Source organism: Fontibacterium abundans (SeqCode) (assembly GCF_965235095.1).
Lineage (GTDB): Bacteria > Pseudomonadota > Alphaproteobacteria > Pelagibacterales > Pelagibacteraceae > Fontibacterium > Fontibacterium abundans.
The window spans coordinates 376,127-391,123 of the sequence record NZ_OZ249405.1 but is presented as its reverse complement, the minus strand read 5'-3'; the positions used below and the strand labels follow the sequence as shown (position 1 = coordinate 391,123).

Sequence of the window (14,997 nt, the reverse complement as noted above, 5' to 3'; positions counted from 1 at the left end):
TTATTCGATAACCTTTGGAACAATATAATAATTAGAGTTTTTCTCAGGAGCGTTTTTTAAAATTTCTTCTTTTTCATTAATTTTTATAATCTCATCTTTATTCATTGTAAGAGGTTGATCAGAGACTGAAGCTATAGGAGCAATTTTATCTGTATTAAGTTCTTTTAACTGTTCAACAAATTTTAAAATTGAATTTAAATCTTTCTCAAGTCTATCAGTCTCTTCGTTAGTTACTGATATCCTTGCTAGCTTTGATATTTTCTTAATAGTATCTTTGTTAATTGACATTAGACTTAATGGTAAATCTGGCTAAATTAACATTTTAATGAAAACTTACAACCTATTAGAGAACGATAAATTTGTAGAAATAATAAATAAACAATCCAGATTAATTGGAATTGATCATGGAAAAAAAAATATAGGTATCTCTATTTGTGATGAAAATCATAATATCGCAACTCCTTTAACTACAATAGAATTTACGCAGCTAAAATTTTTTATAATTGAGATAAGAAATATAATTAAAGAAAATAATATTGAAGGAATTGTAGTTGGTAACCCTATTAATATGGACGGTTCTCTTGGTCCAAGAGCTCAATCGGCTAGAGATTTTTCTAAAAACTTAACTGAACAATTATCTATTCCTGTTACACTTTGGGATGAAAGACTCTCCAGTGAAGGCGCTTATAAAGGTATGTCAGAATTATCCATTAATGTGACAAAGAAGCAGAAAAAACTAGATGAGAATTCTGCTGCCTTTATTTTGCAAGGCTTTATTGATTATTATAAAAATCAAACAAAATAAGTAATTTTTATTTAATGCTTGCATGCTTTATAGTTTGCAAGTATAGAGTTGCTTTTAATGGCTATACAAAAAGAAGCTGTTAAATTCAGACACAAACACCTTTTAGGCATTCAATCCCTATCTATTCCCGAAGTTAATTACATTCTCGATGAGTCAATGCAATTTGTTGACTTTAACAAAAGAGAACAAAAAAAATTAAATATTCTTAACGGTAAAACTCAAATTAATTTATTTTTTGAATCTTCTACTAGAACTTTAAGCTCATTCGAGCTTGCAGGAAAAAGATTAGGAGCTGATGTGATGAACATGAATGTTTCAAACTCAGCAATCAAAAAAGGAGAAACTTTAATTGACACAGCAATGACTTTGAATGCAATGCATCCTGATGTTTTAATTATAAGACATCAAGACTCTGGAGCTGCAAATCTTTTGGCACAAAAAGTAAATTGTTCAGTAATTAACGCTGGAGATGGTTGGAGAGAACATCCAACTCAAGCGTTACTAGATGCTCTTACAATCAGAATTAAAAAAGGGAAAATTGAAGGATTAAGAATTGCGATCTGCGGAGACATAATGCACTCAAGAGTTGCAAGATCAAATATCTATTTACTCAATATGTTAGGAGCTGAGGTTAGAGTGATTGCACCGCCTACTCTAATGCCAAAAAATATTGAAAGTCTTGGAGTTAAAGCATTCACGGATATGAACAAAGGTCTTGAAGGATCTGACATTGTTATGATGTTGAGACTTCAAACAGAACGTATGCAAGGATCTTATGTTCCTTCAACAAGAGAATATTACGAATTTTATGGTTTAGATTATAAAAAAATTACTAAAGCACATCCAAACGCGTTGATTATGCACCCAGGTCCTATGAACAGAGGTGTTGAAATTGATACAACATTAGCTGATGACATCAATCGTAGTATTATCAAAGAACAAGTTGAAATGGGAGTTGCGGTTAGAATGGCTTGTTTAAAAATCATATGCGGAAATAACAAATGAAAATGAAACTATTAATTAATACTCGAGTAATTGATCCTCAAAATAATATTGATGAAGTAGGCGGAATTTTAATTGATGAAAATGAAAAAATAAAGGCAGTAGGCAAAAAAGTAACTAAGGATAGCGCGCCTAAAGAATGTGAAATTATAGATTGCAAAGGCAACACTTCAATTCCAGGAATTGTAGACATGAGAGTATTTGTGGGAGAGCCTGGCTTTGAATACAAAGAAAATTTCAGAACATTAAGTGAAGCAGCCTTATCAGGTGGTGTAACCTCTGTTGTAACAATGCCAAATACTATGCCAGTGATTGATAATGGCTCTATATTAGATTTCACAAAAAGAAGAGCGAAAGATAAGTCGCAAATTAAAATTTACCCACTTGCTACTCTTACAAAAAATCTTGATGGCAATGAAATGTCAGAGTTTGGTTTGCTTGGAATTATTGGTGCTATTGGTTTTACAGATGGAATTAAGTGCGTTCAAAATAACAGAGTAATGGATAAAATATTTAATTATTCAAAAAATTTAAACAGCCTAATCATTCAATTTCCTCAAGACAACGAACTATCAGCCAATGGCTCAATTAACGAAGGTGTAATTTCTACAAGATTAGGATTAAAAGGTATTCCTGATATTGCTGAAAAAATTATAATAGAAAGAGACTTGAGTTTATTAGAGCTTTATAAAAACAGATATCATATTTCTACCATATCTTCAAAAGCATCGCTTCCAGTAATTGAAAATTATAAAAAAAAGGGATTAGAATTTACAACTAGCGTTTCAATAAATAACTTATCGTTAAATGAAAATGATATTGGAGATTTTAGAACTTTTCTAAAATTATCCCCTCCTCTTAGAACTGAAAATGACCGTCTAGCTTTAATCGATGCAGTTAAAAATGGATTAATTGATGTTATTGTTTCAGATCACAAACCTGAGGATGAAGAATCAAAACGTTTACCCTTCCAACAGGCAGCAACTGGTGCTTCAGGAATTGAAACTTTATTATCTCTGACATTAGAACTTTATCACAATCAAGCTTGTGAACTAAAAACACTTATAAAAGCATTAACTTGCAATCCTGCAAAAATATTAAATATCAACGCTGGAAATTTATCGATAGGTAGTGATGCCGATATAACAGTTGTTAATCTTGATAAGCCTTGGGTTGTTGAAAAAGAAAAAATTGAATCAAAATCAAAAAATACAGCAATTGAGAAAAGAAAAATGCAAGGTAAGGTTGAAAAAACCTTTATCAATGGAAATTTAGTATTTGAAGCTTAATGGACCTACTTATAGTTACACTCTACTCTTATATATTAGGCTCTATACCGTTTGGTTTAATCCTTACAAAATTTGTAGGTTTGGGAGATGTAAGAAAAATTGGATCTGGAAACATTGGTGCAACTAATGTCCTAAGAACCGGTAATAAATTTATTGCTGCTTTAACTCTACTTCTAGACGGTCTTAAGGGAACTCTATCTGTTTTTTTAACGATGCAGTATTTTCAGGAACTAACTTACTACTCAGCTGTAATTGTTTTTCTTGCTCATATTTTTCCTGTGTGGCTAAAATTTAAAGGAGGAAAAGGTGTTGCGACATTTATAGGAAGTTTATTAGCAATCAATTTTTATTTATCAGGTGTTTTTATAACTGTGTGGTTAATTATGCTTGCTCTTTTTAGAATATCAGCTGTCTCGGCCTTATTAGGATATTTAGTTGCAACGGTTACAGCTCTTATTTTCTTTGATCAAAAAATATTTTTATTAATCTTATTTTATTTTGTCACTTCAGTCTTCACACATAGACAAAACATTGCTTCCTTAATTAAAAGATAATTTCTAAGTAATTAAAGACTTTTTTGTATATATTTTTTCGAAATTTGACAAAGGTCGCAAATTTTGACAGTTCTTCACTTTTTACTAAAAACTTATGAATTTAGTTATCGTTGAAAGTCCAGCAAAAGCAAAAACTATTAATAAATATTTAGGTTCAGATTATAAAGTTTTAGCAAGCTACGGTCACGTTAGAGATCTTCCTTCTAAAAATGGTTCTGTAGATACAGAGCATGATTTTAAAATGATTTGGGAAATTGACCCCGGCTCTAAGAAACATTTAAAAGAAATTACTGATTATGCAATTGATGCTGATAAAATTATTTTAGCAACAGACCCTGATCGTGAAGGAGAAGCTATTGCTTGGCATTTAAAATGTATTTTAGAAGAAAATAAAAAAATTAAAGATAAAAAATTTGAAAGAGTTGTATTTAACGAGATTACTAAAAAAGCTGTTGAGAACGGAATTAGCAATCCTAGAGATATTAATCCTGAGTTAGTAAATGCCTATATGGCAAGACGTGCATTGGATTATTTGGTAGGATTTAATATTTCTCCTATTCTTTGGACAAAACTTCCAGGTTCAAAATCTGCAGGTCGAGTTCAATCCGTTGCTCTTAGAATTATTGTAGATAGAGAGCATGATATTGAATTATTTAAACCACAAGAATATTGGACTTTTGCTTGTACTTTTTTAACTCAACAAAAAAAAGAATTAAATGCACGACTTTATTCTTTCAAAGGAAATAAGATTGAAAAGTTTACATTTAAAAATGAACAAGAAATTAAGAATGTTTTAGAGCAGATAAAAAAAGAAAGCTTCAATATTGCGAGTATTGACAAGAAACCATACAGAAGAAGTCCTTACGCTCCTTTTACTACATCCACTATGCAGCAAGAGGCATCTAAAAAATTAGGTTTTTCAGCATCAAGGACAATGCAAATTGCTCAAAGACTTTACCAAGGAATAGATTTTGAAGGAGATACTGTTGGCTTAATTACTTACATGAGAACTGACGGCACTAATATTTCTCAAGATGCTATTGAAGAATGTAGAAATTACATTGATAAAGAGATTGGTAAAAAATATTTACCAAGTGAAGCTAGAAATTATTCAGGTAAAAAAGCTAAAAATGCTCAAGAAGCGCATGAAGCAATTAGACCAACTGATATTTTAAGAACTCCTGAAAAAATGAGATCTATTTTAGATAAAGATCAAGCAAGATTATATGAACTTATCTGGAATAGAACACTTTCTTCACAGATGGAAAATGCGGAATATGAAAGATGTACCTTGGAAATATTAAATGGATCAAAATCTATCACCTTTAGAGCAACGGGTTCCGTTCAAGTATTCGATGGTTTTTTAAAATTATATCAAGATGTAAAAGAAGAAGATGAAGTGGATAAAGATGAGGAGAATGATCAAAAAATATTACCAGAAGTAAAAATTAATGAAAAATTAGAAAATCCTAAATTTAATACTGAACAGCATTTTACTGAACCCCCTCCTAGATTTTCTGAGGCAAGCTTAGTTAAAAAATTAGAAGAACTTGGAATAGGAAGACCTTCTACTTACGCAAGTATTATTTCAGTATTATCAGCTAGGAACTATGTAGAACTCATAACAAAACGATTTATACCAACCGATAGAGGCAAGCTTATTACGGCTTTCTTGGATAAATTATTTACTAAATATGTAGATTATAATTTTACAGCAACGCTTGAAGATAGTTTAGATGAAATTACTACAGGGAAAATTGAATATCTTAAGGTTTTAGAAAATTTTTGGAAAGAATTTTATAAAAATATTAATGAAGTTAAAGAATTAAGAACAAGAGCAGTCCTTGATTTATTAAATGAAAGTTTAGGAGATATTATTTTTGATAAGGATGAAAATGGAAAAATTTCTAAAAAATGTAAAAACTGCAGCAATGGTGAACTTAGTTTAAAAAATGGAAGATTCGGAGCATTTATTGGTTGTTCAAATTATCCTGAATGTAAATTTACAAGACCTTTATCAAGAGCAAAAGCTGCCGAACAAGATTTCCTTGCTGAACCAAAGGTATTTGGAGAAACCGATAATAATGAAAAGATTGTTTTAAAAAAAGGAAGATTTGGTCCTTATTTACAAATTGGTAATAACGAAAAAAATCTTAGAAACGTCTCTATTCCCAAAGGAATCTCTTTAGATTCATTAGATTTAGATAAATGTAAATTTTTAGCATCGCTTCCTAAAGTTCTTGGGCAATATCCTGAAAACACCCAAGACATTACTTTAAATGTAGGAAGATTTGGACCTTACGTAAAATGTGAAAATAAATCAGCATCTTTAGAAAATCCTGAGGATATATTTTCATTAGGATTAAATAGAGCGATAACTTTAATTGCTGAAGCAAAACCAGGTAGACGTACTTCAAATGAAATAAAAAATCTTGGTGAACATCCTGAAGATAAAAAACCTGTAAAAATTATGAAGGGTCAATATGGTCCTTACATCAAATATAAGACAATTAATGCTACAATCCCTGATGATAAAGATCCTGAAAATATATCTATGGAAGAAGCTCTGGTATTAATAGCAGCACGTATTGCCTACGATGAGACTAAGAGTGGTAAAAAAACTAGAAAAAAAAGCAAAAAAGCTTAAGCTGAAGATGAATAAAATTGAAGAAATATTAAAAAAAATAAATATTAATATACCAAATCCTCCAAAACCCGTTGGGAATTATGCTGCATTCAGTAGATATGAAAAACTTATTTTTATATCAGGACAACTTCCAATTACTGTTGATGGAAAATTAATAACTGGAAAAGTTATGAAAGAAGTTTCTTTAGAGCAGGCACAAAAAGCTGCTGAAATTTCAATTTTAAATGCCCTTGGACAATTAAAAAATGCATGTAATGGTGATCTTAATAAAGTGAAAAGCTGCATTAGAATAAGTGGCTACGTTAATTGTTTAGATAATTTTTCAGACCATGCAAAGGTTGTTAATGGAGCTTCAGACTTAATTGCAAAAATTCTTACAGAAAATTTACATTCAAGGATTGCAATTGGATGTAATTCCCTGCCTTTAAACGCCTGTGTTGAAATAGAAAGTATTTTTGAGATTAACTAAGCTTTTATTTTAACTTTAACTTTATACTCAATTAAGATTTTATCTAAAATTTTCTGTTCTGCTTTAGATAAGACATATTCAGATTTCTTATATTCGTTAGATAATTTGCTAATAAATTCATTAAGATAATCTTTTCCTTTGGTTGCCTCGAGCTCATTATAGAGAGAATTTAACTCTTTAGTCTTGCTCATATGTAAATTTTTATAATTATTTTCATTTGGATAAATAATAATATTTTTTTGAATACTTGCTATTTCAATTGCAAGGTTTGATAGTTTTTCTTCTATTTTTTTTGCCTTACTCGAAAATAAACCAAACATATTTATTGTACCGTTTTGCTAACTGGTTTTTTTGATGTTTTTTCAATTTTATTGATTTCAAAAACAAGAATATCATTTTTTGCATCTACTAAAACATGGCCACCGTTTACTAATTTTCCATGAATAAGTTCGTCCGCTAAGGGTTTTTTAATTTTTTCATCAATAACTCTATTTAATGGTCTGGCACCCATTTTTTCATCAAAACCTAATTTAGAAATTAAATTACTAGCTTTATCTGTTAAATTAATAATTACATCCCTTTCGCCTAACTGAGTTTCAAGTTCTATTACAAATTTTTCAACAATTTTTTTAACTGTATCTTTGTTTAAAATATTAAATTGAACAATAGAATCTAATCTATTCCTAAATTCAGGTGAAAAGATTTTATTAATAGATTCTAAATCGCCGTCTTTATTGCTACTTTTATTGAAACCTATCTGAGATTTTTGCAAATCTTCTGCTCCAGCATTAGTCGTCATAATTAATATAATATTTCTAAAATCAATTTTTTTACCATTTTGATCCGTTAATTTTCCATAATCCATAATTTGTAACAAAACATTATAAATATCTGGATGAGCCTTCTCTATTTCATCAATTAAAAGAACTGCATATGGATTCTTGTCAACTTTCTCAGAAAGTAATCCTCCTTGATCAAAACCAACATATCCTGGAGGGGCGCCAATTAATTTAGAAACTGAATGTCTTTCCATATACTCAGACATATCAAAACGAATAAGTTCAATGCCAAGAACTTTAGCAAGTTGTTTTGCAAGTTCAGTTTTTCCAACTCCTGTCTGACCTGAAAACATATAATTTCCAATAGTACGATTACTATCTCTCAAACCAGATCTTGATAATTTAATTGAGGACACAAGACTATCAATTGCAAGATCTTGGCCAAAAATAACTCTTTTTAAATTTTTATCTAAATCTTTTAAATACATTCTGTCATTAACTGAAATATTTTTTTCTGGAATTTTAGTAATTTGGGAAACTATTCTCTCGATATCTTCAACATCTAATATTTTTTTTCTGTGGTTTTCAGATTTTAAAACTTCTGAAGAACCCAATTCATCAATAATGTCGATAGATTTATCCGGCAACTTTTTATTACCGATATATTTGCTTGATAAATCTACAGAAGCTTTGATTGCAGCATCAGTAAATTTAACATTATGAAATTTTTCATATTTTGATCGAATGCCGTACATAATTTTATACGCCTCTTCTATTGTAGGCTCTGGAACATCTATTTTCTGAAATCTTCTTTGTAGCGCTCTATCTTTCTCAAAAAACAATCTATACTCGTTGTAAGTTGTCGACCCGATGCATCTTATATTTCCGGCCTGTAAAGCAGGCTTAAGCATATTTGAGGCATCCATTGAACTTCCAGATGTTGATCCAGCTCCTACTAATGTGTGAATTTCATCTATAAATAAAATATAATTCTTATTTTTTTCTATTTCCTTAATAATTAATTTAAGACGTTCTTCAAAGTCTCCTCTGTATCTGGTTCCTGCAATTAATGTTCCCATATCAAGAGAAAATATTACATGTGATTTTAAGATTTCAGGAACTTCATTATTAAAAATTTTTAAAGCAAGTCCTTCAACGATTGCTGTTTTACCAACACCCGGATCCCCAACCAATAATGGATTGTTTTTAGTTCTTCTGCATAAAATTTGAGCTAAACGATCTACTTCTACTGTTCTTCCAATTAAACGATCTATTTTATTTTGTTCAGCTTTTTTATTTAAATTAACACAATACATTTCTAAAGGTGAATTAGTAGCTGCTTTATTGTTGTTGGTGGTTGATGAGCTGTCAAATGATCCTCCATAGGCAAAATTATCAACTTTGGTAATTCCATGAGAAATAAAATTAACTACATCGTAACGCGTAACTTCTTGTTCTTGTAAAAAAAATGTAGCGTGACTTTCTCTTTCAGCAAATAATGCAACTAATATATTTGCTCCTGTAACTTCATTTTTTCCTGAAGACTGAACATGAACAATAGATCTTTGAATAACTCTTTGAAAACTTGCTGTTGGCTGTGGTTCTAATTTAGTATCTGAAGTGACTATATTTTCTAATTCATTATCGATATAAAATTCCAGGTTCTCATTTAATAAATCAACGTCTACATTACATGCCTTCATAACGTTACGAGCATCAGTTTCATCTGTTAAAGCAAGTAACAAATGTTCTAAAGTTACATACTGGTGTTTTTTTTCCGTGGCAAATTTAAATGCTTGTGAAATTGCTTGTTCTAAAGATTTAGTAAATGTAGCCATTTAAATAGATTTTTTCATAATACATTTCAAAGGATACTGATTTTGTTTTGCAAAATTTATAACTTCCATAACTTTAGTTTCAGCAACCTCATAGGGATAAACCCCGCAAACAGCGCTACCATCGTTGTGAATTTTAAGCATAATTTTATTAGCTGTTGGCTTAGTCATATTAAAAAATAATTGTAAAACTTTAACAACAAATTCCATCGTTGTAAAATCATCATTTAAAAGAATAACTTCATAAAATTCAGGTTTTTTAATTTTAGCTTGAGTCTTAATTTTTTTAAACTTTATAAGAACTTTAGGCATTTACTGGTCTGCCAATAGAATAATAAGTAATATTATTTTTATTATTAAAAAACTCATTATCGTATAAATTTCTTAGATCATATATAATAACTTTTTTATTATTATTTTTAATTTTAGAAAAATTTAAATTCTTAAACTCGTCCCACTCTGTATGAATAATAATTAAGTCTACTTTTCTAGTTGCTGAATACAAATCATCAAAATAATTTACGTTATTTTGTTTATCTAAAACTTCTTTGCTTCCTGATGGTTCGTAATAGTTAATCTTTGCTCCTTTTTTAATAAGCTTAGCTATTAAATTTATTGCTGAAGAATCTCTCAAATCATCGGTGTTTGCTTTAAATGTTACTCCTAAAAAACAAATAATCTTATTTTTAATTTTATTATTTAAAATTTTATAAATATTTTTTTCAATATCTATTTTTCTTTTTTCATTAAAATTAATGACCGAATTAACAATAGAAAGTGGTGAATTATAATTCTTACCCACTTTTACTAAAGCTTTAGTATCTTTAGGAAAACAAGATCCGCCATATGCGGGTCCAGCTCTTAAAAATCTTGAACCAATTCTTTTATCAAGTCCAATTCCAAGAGCTACATCATCAACATTTACATGAACCTTTTCACATAGATTAGCAACTTCATTAATAAAACTAATTTTAGTAGCTAAAAAAGCATTAGATGCATATTTTATAAGCTCAGCTGCTCTTCTAGAACAAGAAACAAAAGCAGCGCCTTTATTAACTATAGGATGATATAATTCATTAAATATTTTTGTAACTTTTTTATCTTTTGACCCAATCACTACTCTATCTGGATATTTGAAATCTTTAATGGCCTCTCCTTCTCTAAGAAACTCTGGATTAGAAACAATTGTAAATAATCCTTTTTTCTTATTTTTATTTAAAATTTTTTCAATCTTGTCTCCCGTACCAATAGGTACGGTAGATTTTGTAACAATAATTTTATGAGATTTAATTTTTTTTGAAATTAATTGAGCAACAGAAAATACTTGTGAAAGATCTGCTGAAACACCATCTTTTGCTGTTGGTGTGCCCACAGCAATAAAAACAATATCAGATTTGTTAATAGAGCCAATTAAATCATCTGAAAAAATAAGTCTGCCTGCTTCTAAATTTTTTCTAACCATCTCAGACAGGCCAGGTTCAAATATTGGAATATCTCCATTTTGAAGTCTACCTAATTTTTCTTTATCTTTATCAACACAGATAACGTTATTGCCAAGATCAGAAAAGCATACGCCTGAAACTAACCCAACATAACCTGTACCAATAAAACAAATTTTCATATTAGATTTTTTTTAATGAATTATTATATCCATTAATAGTTCCGCAGTCTAAATATGTTCCAGAAAATATATGTGCTACAAATTTATTATTGTCATAAATTAAACTTTTCATTGCATCTGTAATCTGAACTTCTCCTGAGGAACCCTTTTTAGTATTCTTTAGTGAAGAAATTATTTTTGATGGCAAAACATATCTTCCTATAATTGCATAGTTAGATGGAGTATTTTTTAAACTAGGCTTTTCAACCAAATCGCTGATAAATAAATTATTATTAAGCTTTTTTGAATATTTTATAATTCCATATCTTGATACTTCGGAGTTTTTTACTTTTTTAGAAGCTATAACTGAAGAATGATATTTATTATGAATATTAATTATTTTTTTTGAACAATTTTCTTTAATAATAATATCGTCTGGCAAAACTAAAAGAAAAAATTTATTTTTGATTACTGATTTAGCTGCCAGCACGGCATCTCCAAGACCTTTTGGAGAATTTTGATATACAAATGTAAGTTTATTTCTGTAACGATCTAAAATTTTTAGTTTTTGAATTGATTTATAATCTTTTTTTTTTTTTAAATAATTTAATAAATAATGATCAGGTGAAAAGTAATCTTTAATAACTGTTTTCTTTTTCGAAATTACTAAGATAATTTTTTTTATACCCGCATCCAAACATTCATCCAAAATATGTTCCAAAATAGTTTTTTTTCCTAAGGGTAACAGTTCTTTTGGAAGTATTTTGGTAAATGGTAGAAGCCTTGTGCCTAAACCAGCTAATGGTATTATCGCTTCTTTTATCATTAAATATTATAGTTAATTTCTTAAATGAAAATAATTAAAACAGCAAATAAAATAACTTTAGAGTTATTAAATAAAAAAAAAATTGGCTTTATCCCAACTATGGGATGCTTGCATGATGGTCATGTTTCGTTAATAAAAAAATCAAAAGAGAAAAAATTATTAACAATAGTAAGTATATTTGTTAATCCATTTCAATTTAACAATAAAAAAGATTATAAAAAATATCCTAAAACTATTTTAACAGACTTAAAAATTTGTAAAAAAAATAAAGTAGATTATGTTTATTTACCTCAAGAAAAAGATATTTATCCTGAAAAAAAAATAATTATTAAAAATAAAATACATTATTTTAAAAAATTTATGGAAGGAAAATTTAGACCTGGACATTTTGAAGGTGTAATTGAAGTTGTAAAAAGACTATTAAGTCGTATTAAAACTAATTATCTTTTCCTTGGAAAAAAAGACTATCAACAATTAATTATTATTAAAAAATACCTAGAAAGTATTGATTCAAAAATAAAAGTTGTACCCTGTGATACTATTAGAGCTAAAAATGGTGTCGCCTTATCCTCTAGAAATAAACTTTTAGATCAAAAATCATTAAATGTAGCTGGAGATATAATTAATTTTTTAAAAAAAAATAAAAATCAAATTATAAAGTCTAAAAATAACTCACTTTTTATAAATAAAATAAAAGAATTTGGTGCTAAAAAAATAGATTATTTGTCTGCATTTAATTTAAAACAATTAAAAAAAACCAATAAACCATCACTTAGTACCAGGGTATTTATAGCATATCATTTAAATGGAGTAAGATTGATTGATAACTTTTAATGGAAATTAAAATATCACACAAACCTATTGTTTATAAAAATGCAATGGATTTTTTGGAACAAAGGGTAGAAAAAGTTCATGCCAACTTAGAAGAAGAACTTATATGGATATTAGAACATGATTCAGTTTATACAAAAGGTATAAGCGCATCTAATAAAGATTTATTAGAGCCTAATTTATTTCCTGTAGTTGAAACAAATCGAGGAGGAAAATTTACCTACCATGGCCCTGGGCAAAAAATAGTTTATTTTGTTATAAATCTTAATAAACGTGACAAAGAAATAAAAAAATTTGTTCGTAATATTGAAAATTGGATTATTTCTATTCTTAAAGATTTTGATATTTCATCATTTGCTGATCCTAAAAATATCGGCATTTGGGTAAATAATAATAGTGAAGAAAATAAAATTGCCGCTATTGGAATTAAAGTTAAAAAATGGATTGCGTATCATGGGTTTTCTCTTAATGTTAATGTGAATAAAACTGATTATCGTGGAATAGTTCCTTGTGGGATATCAAACAAAGGAATAATTAATATCTCTGATCTACGTTCAATTCCAAGTGACGAAAACATTAATAAATCTATAAAAGATAATTTTTATAAATTATTTAATTCGTAAGTTAATTTCTGTTCCTTGCAAAAATTCTGAAAATACAAAGGAGGTTCAGCATGATGAATTATTTTTTTACTGTTTATTATAAACTCTACTTTACAAGCATGAAGCATTAAATGAAGTTCCTTTGATTTGTTTAAGCCTTTATTCGTATATTTTTTTTCTCCTAAGATAGGATGTTTAATAAAACTTAATTGTCTTCTTAACTGATGTTTTCTGCCTGTTTCTGGGTTTAACAATAACAAAGAGTAGTCTTTTGTCTCAGAAATAACTTTATAATTAGTAATAGATAAATGTATTTTTTCTTTATTATTTTCAACATAACTAAGTTCATTTTTTAAAGTTCCACTTTTATTTTCTAAAACCCCATCTGCTACCGCTAAATAACTTTTTTTTATAGTTTGATTTTTAAAAGTTTCTGAGAAAAATTTTGCACTTTTATGAGTTTTACTAATAATTAAAATTCCCGTTGTTTCCACATCTAATCTGTGAACTAAATGTGGTGTTAGATATTCTGTTTCTGAATAGTTTTTTAATATATCAAAAATATTTTTTCCTGTTTTTGTCCCCGATTGTACAGCTAAGTTGTAAGGTTTGTTTAAGACAAGATAATGCTCATTTTCAAATAAAATATTATTTTTTACTAAATCGTAATCTTTTTTTGATGGTAAATATGAAAATTTTTTTTTAATTATTTTGTCATCATTGTCAATATCCGCATATATCTTAATTTCATCATTTATCTGTATTTTGTAAGAGCTTTTAGCCTTTTTCCCATTAACTAAAATTTTTCCTTTTCTTAAAGTTCTTTCAATTAATGACTGCGGTAATGGTTTAATTTTTTTTTTAAACCATTTATCGAGACGAATATTTTCAAAATCCTCTTCAATTTTAAAAATATGCTTAGGTTCCATTATGAAATAATATGAATAAACTTATCCCCTAAATAAAACGTCAATAAACCAAAAAAAACTGAAATAAAAATATAAATAAAAGCTAATAAATAATTTGAACTATTAATAAGATTAAAAAAATCTTGAGAGAAAGAAGAGAATGTTGTGAAACCTCCTAAAAATCCTATTGTAATATAATTTTTAAAATTTTCATCTATTGATATGAATTTTGTATCTAACGTTCCTGAAACCAAACCAATTAAAAAACATCCTAATAAATTTACTACAAGAGTTCCAATTGGAAAAATAGTTTGAAAAATTTTTGGGGTGATTTGTATAACTGAAAATCTTGCTAACGTTCCGAAAGCACCAAATAAAGCAATTAATAAATAAGACTTCATTAATTGTTTATTTACTTAGCTGCTGAGCTTCTTCCTTTGGTTGCTCAGGTTTTTTTTGAACTGGACCTGAATCTTGTCCTTTTGCATTAAAGTCTTTGTCTACCAATTCAATGTAAGCCATTGTTGAATTATCACCAAAACGATTTCTAGTTCTAATAATTCTAGAATAACCACCTTTTCTATTTTCGTATCTCTTAGATAAAACTGTAATTAATTTTTCTGCTGAATCTTCATCTTGTAATTTTGAAATTAAAGATCTTCTAGCTGATAAATCTTTCTTTTTTCCAATAGTTATAACTTTATCAATTAATGGCTTTAACTCTTTTGCTTTGGGTAGAGTTGTTTTAATTTGCTCATGCTTAATTAAAGAATTAAGCATATTTTTAAACAAAGCTTTTCGGTGCTCTGAAGTTCTGTTTAATTTTCTATGAGCAATTTTGTGTCTCATT

Annotated in this window: 17 protein-coding genes; 8 read left to right on the top strand and 9 right to left on the bottom strand. The window is 28.3% G+C overall.

The window, feature by feature from the left end; translation table 11 throughout:
* Positions 1–288 carry an Asp-tRNA(Asn)/Glu-tRNA(Gln) amidotransferase subunit GatC gene (gene gatC / locus AC8GER_RS02265; protein WP_506598327.1) on the bottom strand — a complete coding sequence of 96 codons (288 nt, stop codon included), beginning with the start codon at positions 286–288 and terminating at the stop codon, positions 1–3.
* A gap of 37 nt (positions 289–325) precedes the next feature.
* Here gatC and ruvX point away from each other — a divergent pair, with 37 nt between their 5' ends.
* The 6 genes from ruvX to AC8GER_RS02235 all read left to right on the top strand — a co-directional run bounded on the left by ruvX (position 326) and on the right by AC8GER_RS02235 (position 6,766).
* Positions 326–805 carry a Holliday junction resolvase RuvX gene (gene ruvX, locus AC8GER_RS02260; protein ID WP_506598326.1) on the top strand — a complete coding sequence of 160 codons (480 nt, stop codon included), beginning with the start codon at positions 326–328 and terminating at the stop codon, positions 803–805.
* 57 nt (positions 806–862) lie between these two features.
* Positions 863–1,810 carry an aspartate carbamoyltransferase catalytic subunit gene (locus tag AC8GER_RS02255; RefSeq protein ID WP_506598325.1) on the top strand — a complete coding sequence of 316 codons (948 nt, stop codon included), beginning with the start codon at positions 863–865 and terminating at the stop codon, positions 1,808–1,810.
* A complete protein-coding gene (gene pyrC / locus AC8GER_RS02250; protein WP_506598324.1) occupies positions 1,807–3,096 on the top strand; it encodes a dihydroorotase in 1,290 nt (429 codons plus the stop codon). Before AC8GER_RS02255 ends, pyrC begins: the two co-directional genes overlap by 4 nt.
* A complete protein-coding gene (gene plsY / locus AC8GER_RS02245) occupies positions 3,096–3,650 on the top strand; it encodes a glycerol-3-phosphate 1-O-acyltransferase PlsY (RefSeq protein ID WP_506598323.1) in 555 nt (184 codons plus the stop codon). The genes pyrC and plsY overlap by 1 nt, the downstream gene beginning before the upstream one ends.
* Before the next feature lie 94 nt (positions 3,651–3,744).
* Positions 3,745–6,297: a type I DNA topoisomerase gene (gene topA, locus AC8GER_RS02240; protein WP_506598322.1), complete on the top strand. Its 2,553-nt coding sequence runs from the start codon at positions 3,745–3,747 to the stop codon at positions 6,295–6,297.
* A 7-nt stretch (positions 6,298–6,304) separates the two neighbouring features.
* Positions 6,305–6,766 carry a RidA family protein gene (locus AC8GER_RS02235; protein WP_506598321.1) on the top strand — a complete coding sequence of 154 codons (462 nt, stop codon included), beginning with the start codon at positions 6,305–6,307 and terminating at the stop codon, positions 6,764–6,766.
* On the opposite strand, the gene AC8GER_RS02230 is transcribed toward AC8GER_RS02235, so the two are convergent.
* Genes AC8GER_RS02230 through AC8GER_RS02210 form a run of 5 tightly spaced genes read right to left on the bottom strand, consistent with a single transcriptional unit; the run spans position 6,763 to position 11,806 of the window.
* Positions 6,763–7,086, bottom strand: coding sequence for a hypothetical protein (locus AC8GER_RS02230; protein ID WP_506598320.1), 324 nt, complete (start codon positions 7,084–7,086; stop codon positions 6,763–6,765). The two genes, AC8GER_RS02235 and AC8GER_RS02230, sit on opposite strands and share 4 nt — an antisense overlap.
* Positions 7,087–7,088: 2 nt before the next feature.
* Positions 7,089–9,383, bottom strand: coding sequence for an ATP-dependent Clp protease ATP-binding subunit ClpA (clpA, locus tag AC8GER_RS02225; protein WP_506598319.1), 2,295 nt, complete (start codon positions 9,381–9,383; stop codon positions 7,089–7,091).
* On the bottom strand, positions 9,384–9,692 hold the full coding sequence (gene clpS, locus AC8GER_RS02220) for an ATP-dependent Clp protease adapter ClpS (RefSeq protein WP_506598318.1): 309 nt from the start codon (positions 9,690–9,692) through the stop codon (positions 9,384–9,386). It abuts the gene before it with no gap.
* Positions 9,685–11,001 carry a UDP-glucose dehydrogenase family protein gene (locus AC8GER_RS02215; protein WP_506598317.1) on the bottom strand — a complete coding sequence of 439 codons (1,317 nt, stop codon included), beginning with the start codon at positions 10,999–11,001 and terminating at the stop codon, positions 9,685–9,687. The genes clpS and AC8GER_RS02215 overlap by 8 nt, the downstream gene beginning before the upstream one ends.
* A 1-nt stretch (position 11,002) precedes the next feature.
* Positions 11,003–11,806: a sugar phosphate nucleotidyltransferase gene (locus AC8GER_RS02210; protein WP_506598316.1), complete on the bottom strand. Its 804-nt coding sequence runs from the start codon at positions 11,804–11,806 to the stop codon at positions 11,003–11,005.
* A 24-nt stretch (positions 11,807–11,830) separates the two neighbouring features.
* Here AC8GER_RS02210 and panC point away from each other — a divergent pair, with 24 nt between their 5' ends.
* Both panC and lipB read left to right on the top strand, forming a co-directional pair.
* Positions 11,831–12,640: a pantoate--beta-alanine ligase gene (gene panC / locus AC8GER_RS02205; RefSeq protein WP_506598315.1), complete on the top strand. Its 810-nt coding sequence runs from the start codon at positions 11,831–11,833 to the stop codon at positions 12,638–12,640.
* The gene (gene lipB, locus AC8GER_RS02200) at positions 12,640–13,260 is read left to right on the top strand and encodes a lipoyl(octanoyl) transferase LipB (protein ID WP_506598314.1); all 621 of its coding nucleotides are present in this window, start codon (positions 12,640–12,642) and stop codon (positions 13,258–13,260) included. The genes panC and lipB overlap by 1 nt, the downstream gene beginning before the upstream one ends.
* On the opposite strand, the gene AC8GER_RS02195 is transcribed toward lipB, so the two are convergent.
* Genes AC8GER_RS02195 through rplQ form a run of 3 tightly spaced genes read right to left on the bottom strand, consistent with a single transcriptional unit; the run spans position 13,239 to position 14,996 of the window.
* Positions 13,239–14,168: an RluA family pseudouridine synthase gene (locus tag AC8GER_RS02195; RefSeq protein ID WP_506598313.1), complete on the bottom strand. Its 930-nt coding sequence runs from the start codon at positions 14,166–14,168 to the stop codon at positions 13,239–13,241. The two genes, lipB and AC8GER_RS02195, sit on opposite strands and share 22 nt — an antisense overlap.
* Positions 14,168–14,548: a fluoride efflux transporter CrcB gene (crcB, locus tag AC8GER_RS02190; RefSeq protein ID WP_506598312.1), complete on the bottom strand. Its 381-nt coding sequence runs from the start codon at positions 14,546–14,548 to the stop codon at positions 14,168–14,170. Before crcB ends, AC8GER_RS02195 begins: the two co-directional genes overlap by 1 nt.
* 7 nt (positions 14,549–14,555) lie before the next feature.
* A complete protein-coding gene (gene rplQ, locus AC8GER_RS02185) occupies positions 14,556–14,996 on the bottom strand; it encodes a 50S ribosomal protein L17 (RefSeq protein ID WP_017969411.1) in 441 nt (146 codons plus the stop codon).
* Position 14,997: the final 1 nt, after the last annotated feature.

Coding starts and splice junctions, on each gene's coding strand:
- gatC (WP_506598327.1), bottom strand. CDS start 288: ATGTCAATTAACAAAGATACTATTAAGAAAATATCAAAGCTAGCAAGG.
- ruvX (WP_506598326.1), top strand. CDS start 326: ATGAAAACTTACAACCTATTAGAGAACGATAAATTTGTAGAAATAATA.
- AC8GER_RS02255 (WP_506598325.1), top strand. CDS start 863: ATGGCTATACAAAAAGAAGCTGTTAAATTCAGACACAAACACCTTTTA.
- pyrC (WP_506598324.1), top strand. CDS start 1,807: ATGAAAATGAAACTATTAATTAATACTCGAGTAATTGATCCTCAAAAT.
- plsY (WP_506598323.1), top strand. CDS start 3,096: ATGGACCTACTTATAGTTACACTCTACTCTTATATATTAGGCTCTATA.
- topA (WP_506598322.1), top strand. CDS start 3,745: ATGAATTTAGTTATCGTTGAAAGTCCAGCAAAAGCAAAAACTATTAAT.
- AC8GER_RS02235 (WP_506598321.1), top strand. CDS start 6,305: ATGAATAAAATTGAAGAAATATTAAAAAAAATAAATATTAATATACCA.
- AC8GER_RS02230 (WP_506598320.1), bottom strand. CDS start 7,086: ATGTTTGGTTTATTTTCGAGTAAGGCAAAAAAAATAGAAGAAAAACTA.
- clpA (WP_506598319.1), bottom strand. CDS start 9,383: ATGGCTACATTTACTAAATCTTTAGAACAAGCAATTTCACAAGCATTT.
- clpS (WP_506598318.1), bottom strand. CDS start 9,692: ATGCCTAAAGTTCTTATAAAGTTTAAAAAAATTAAGACTCAAGCTAAA.
- AC8GER_RS02215 (WP_506598317.1), bottom strand. CDS start 11,001: ATGAAAATTTGTTTTATTGGTACAGGTTATGTTGGGTTAGTTTCAGGC.
- AC8GER_RS02210 (WP_506598316.1), bottom strand. CDS start 11,806: ATGATAAAAGAAGCGATAATACCATTAGCTGGTTTAGGCACAAGGCTT.
- panC (WP_506598315.1), top strand. CDS start 11,831: ATGAAAATAATTAAAACAGCAAATAAAATAACTTTAGAGTTATTAAAT.
- lipB (WP_506598314.1), top strand. CDS start 12,640: ATGGAAATTAAAATATCACACAAACCTATTGTTTATAAAAATGCAATG.
- AC8GER_RS02195 (WP_506598313.1), bottom strand. CDS start 14,168: ATGGAACCTAAGCATATTTTTAAAATTGAAGAGGATTTTGAAAATATT.
- crcB (WP_506598312.1), bottom strand. CDS start 14,548: ATGAAGTCTTATTTATTAATTGCTTTATTTGGTGCTTTCGGAACGTTA.
- rplQ (WP_017969411.1), bottom strand. CDS start 14,996: ATGAGACACAAAATTGCTCATAGAAAATTAAACAGAACTTCAGAGCAC.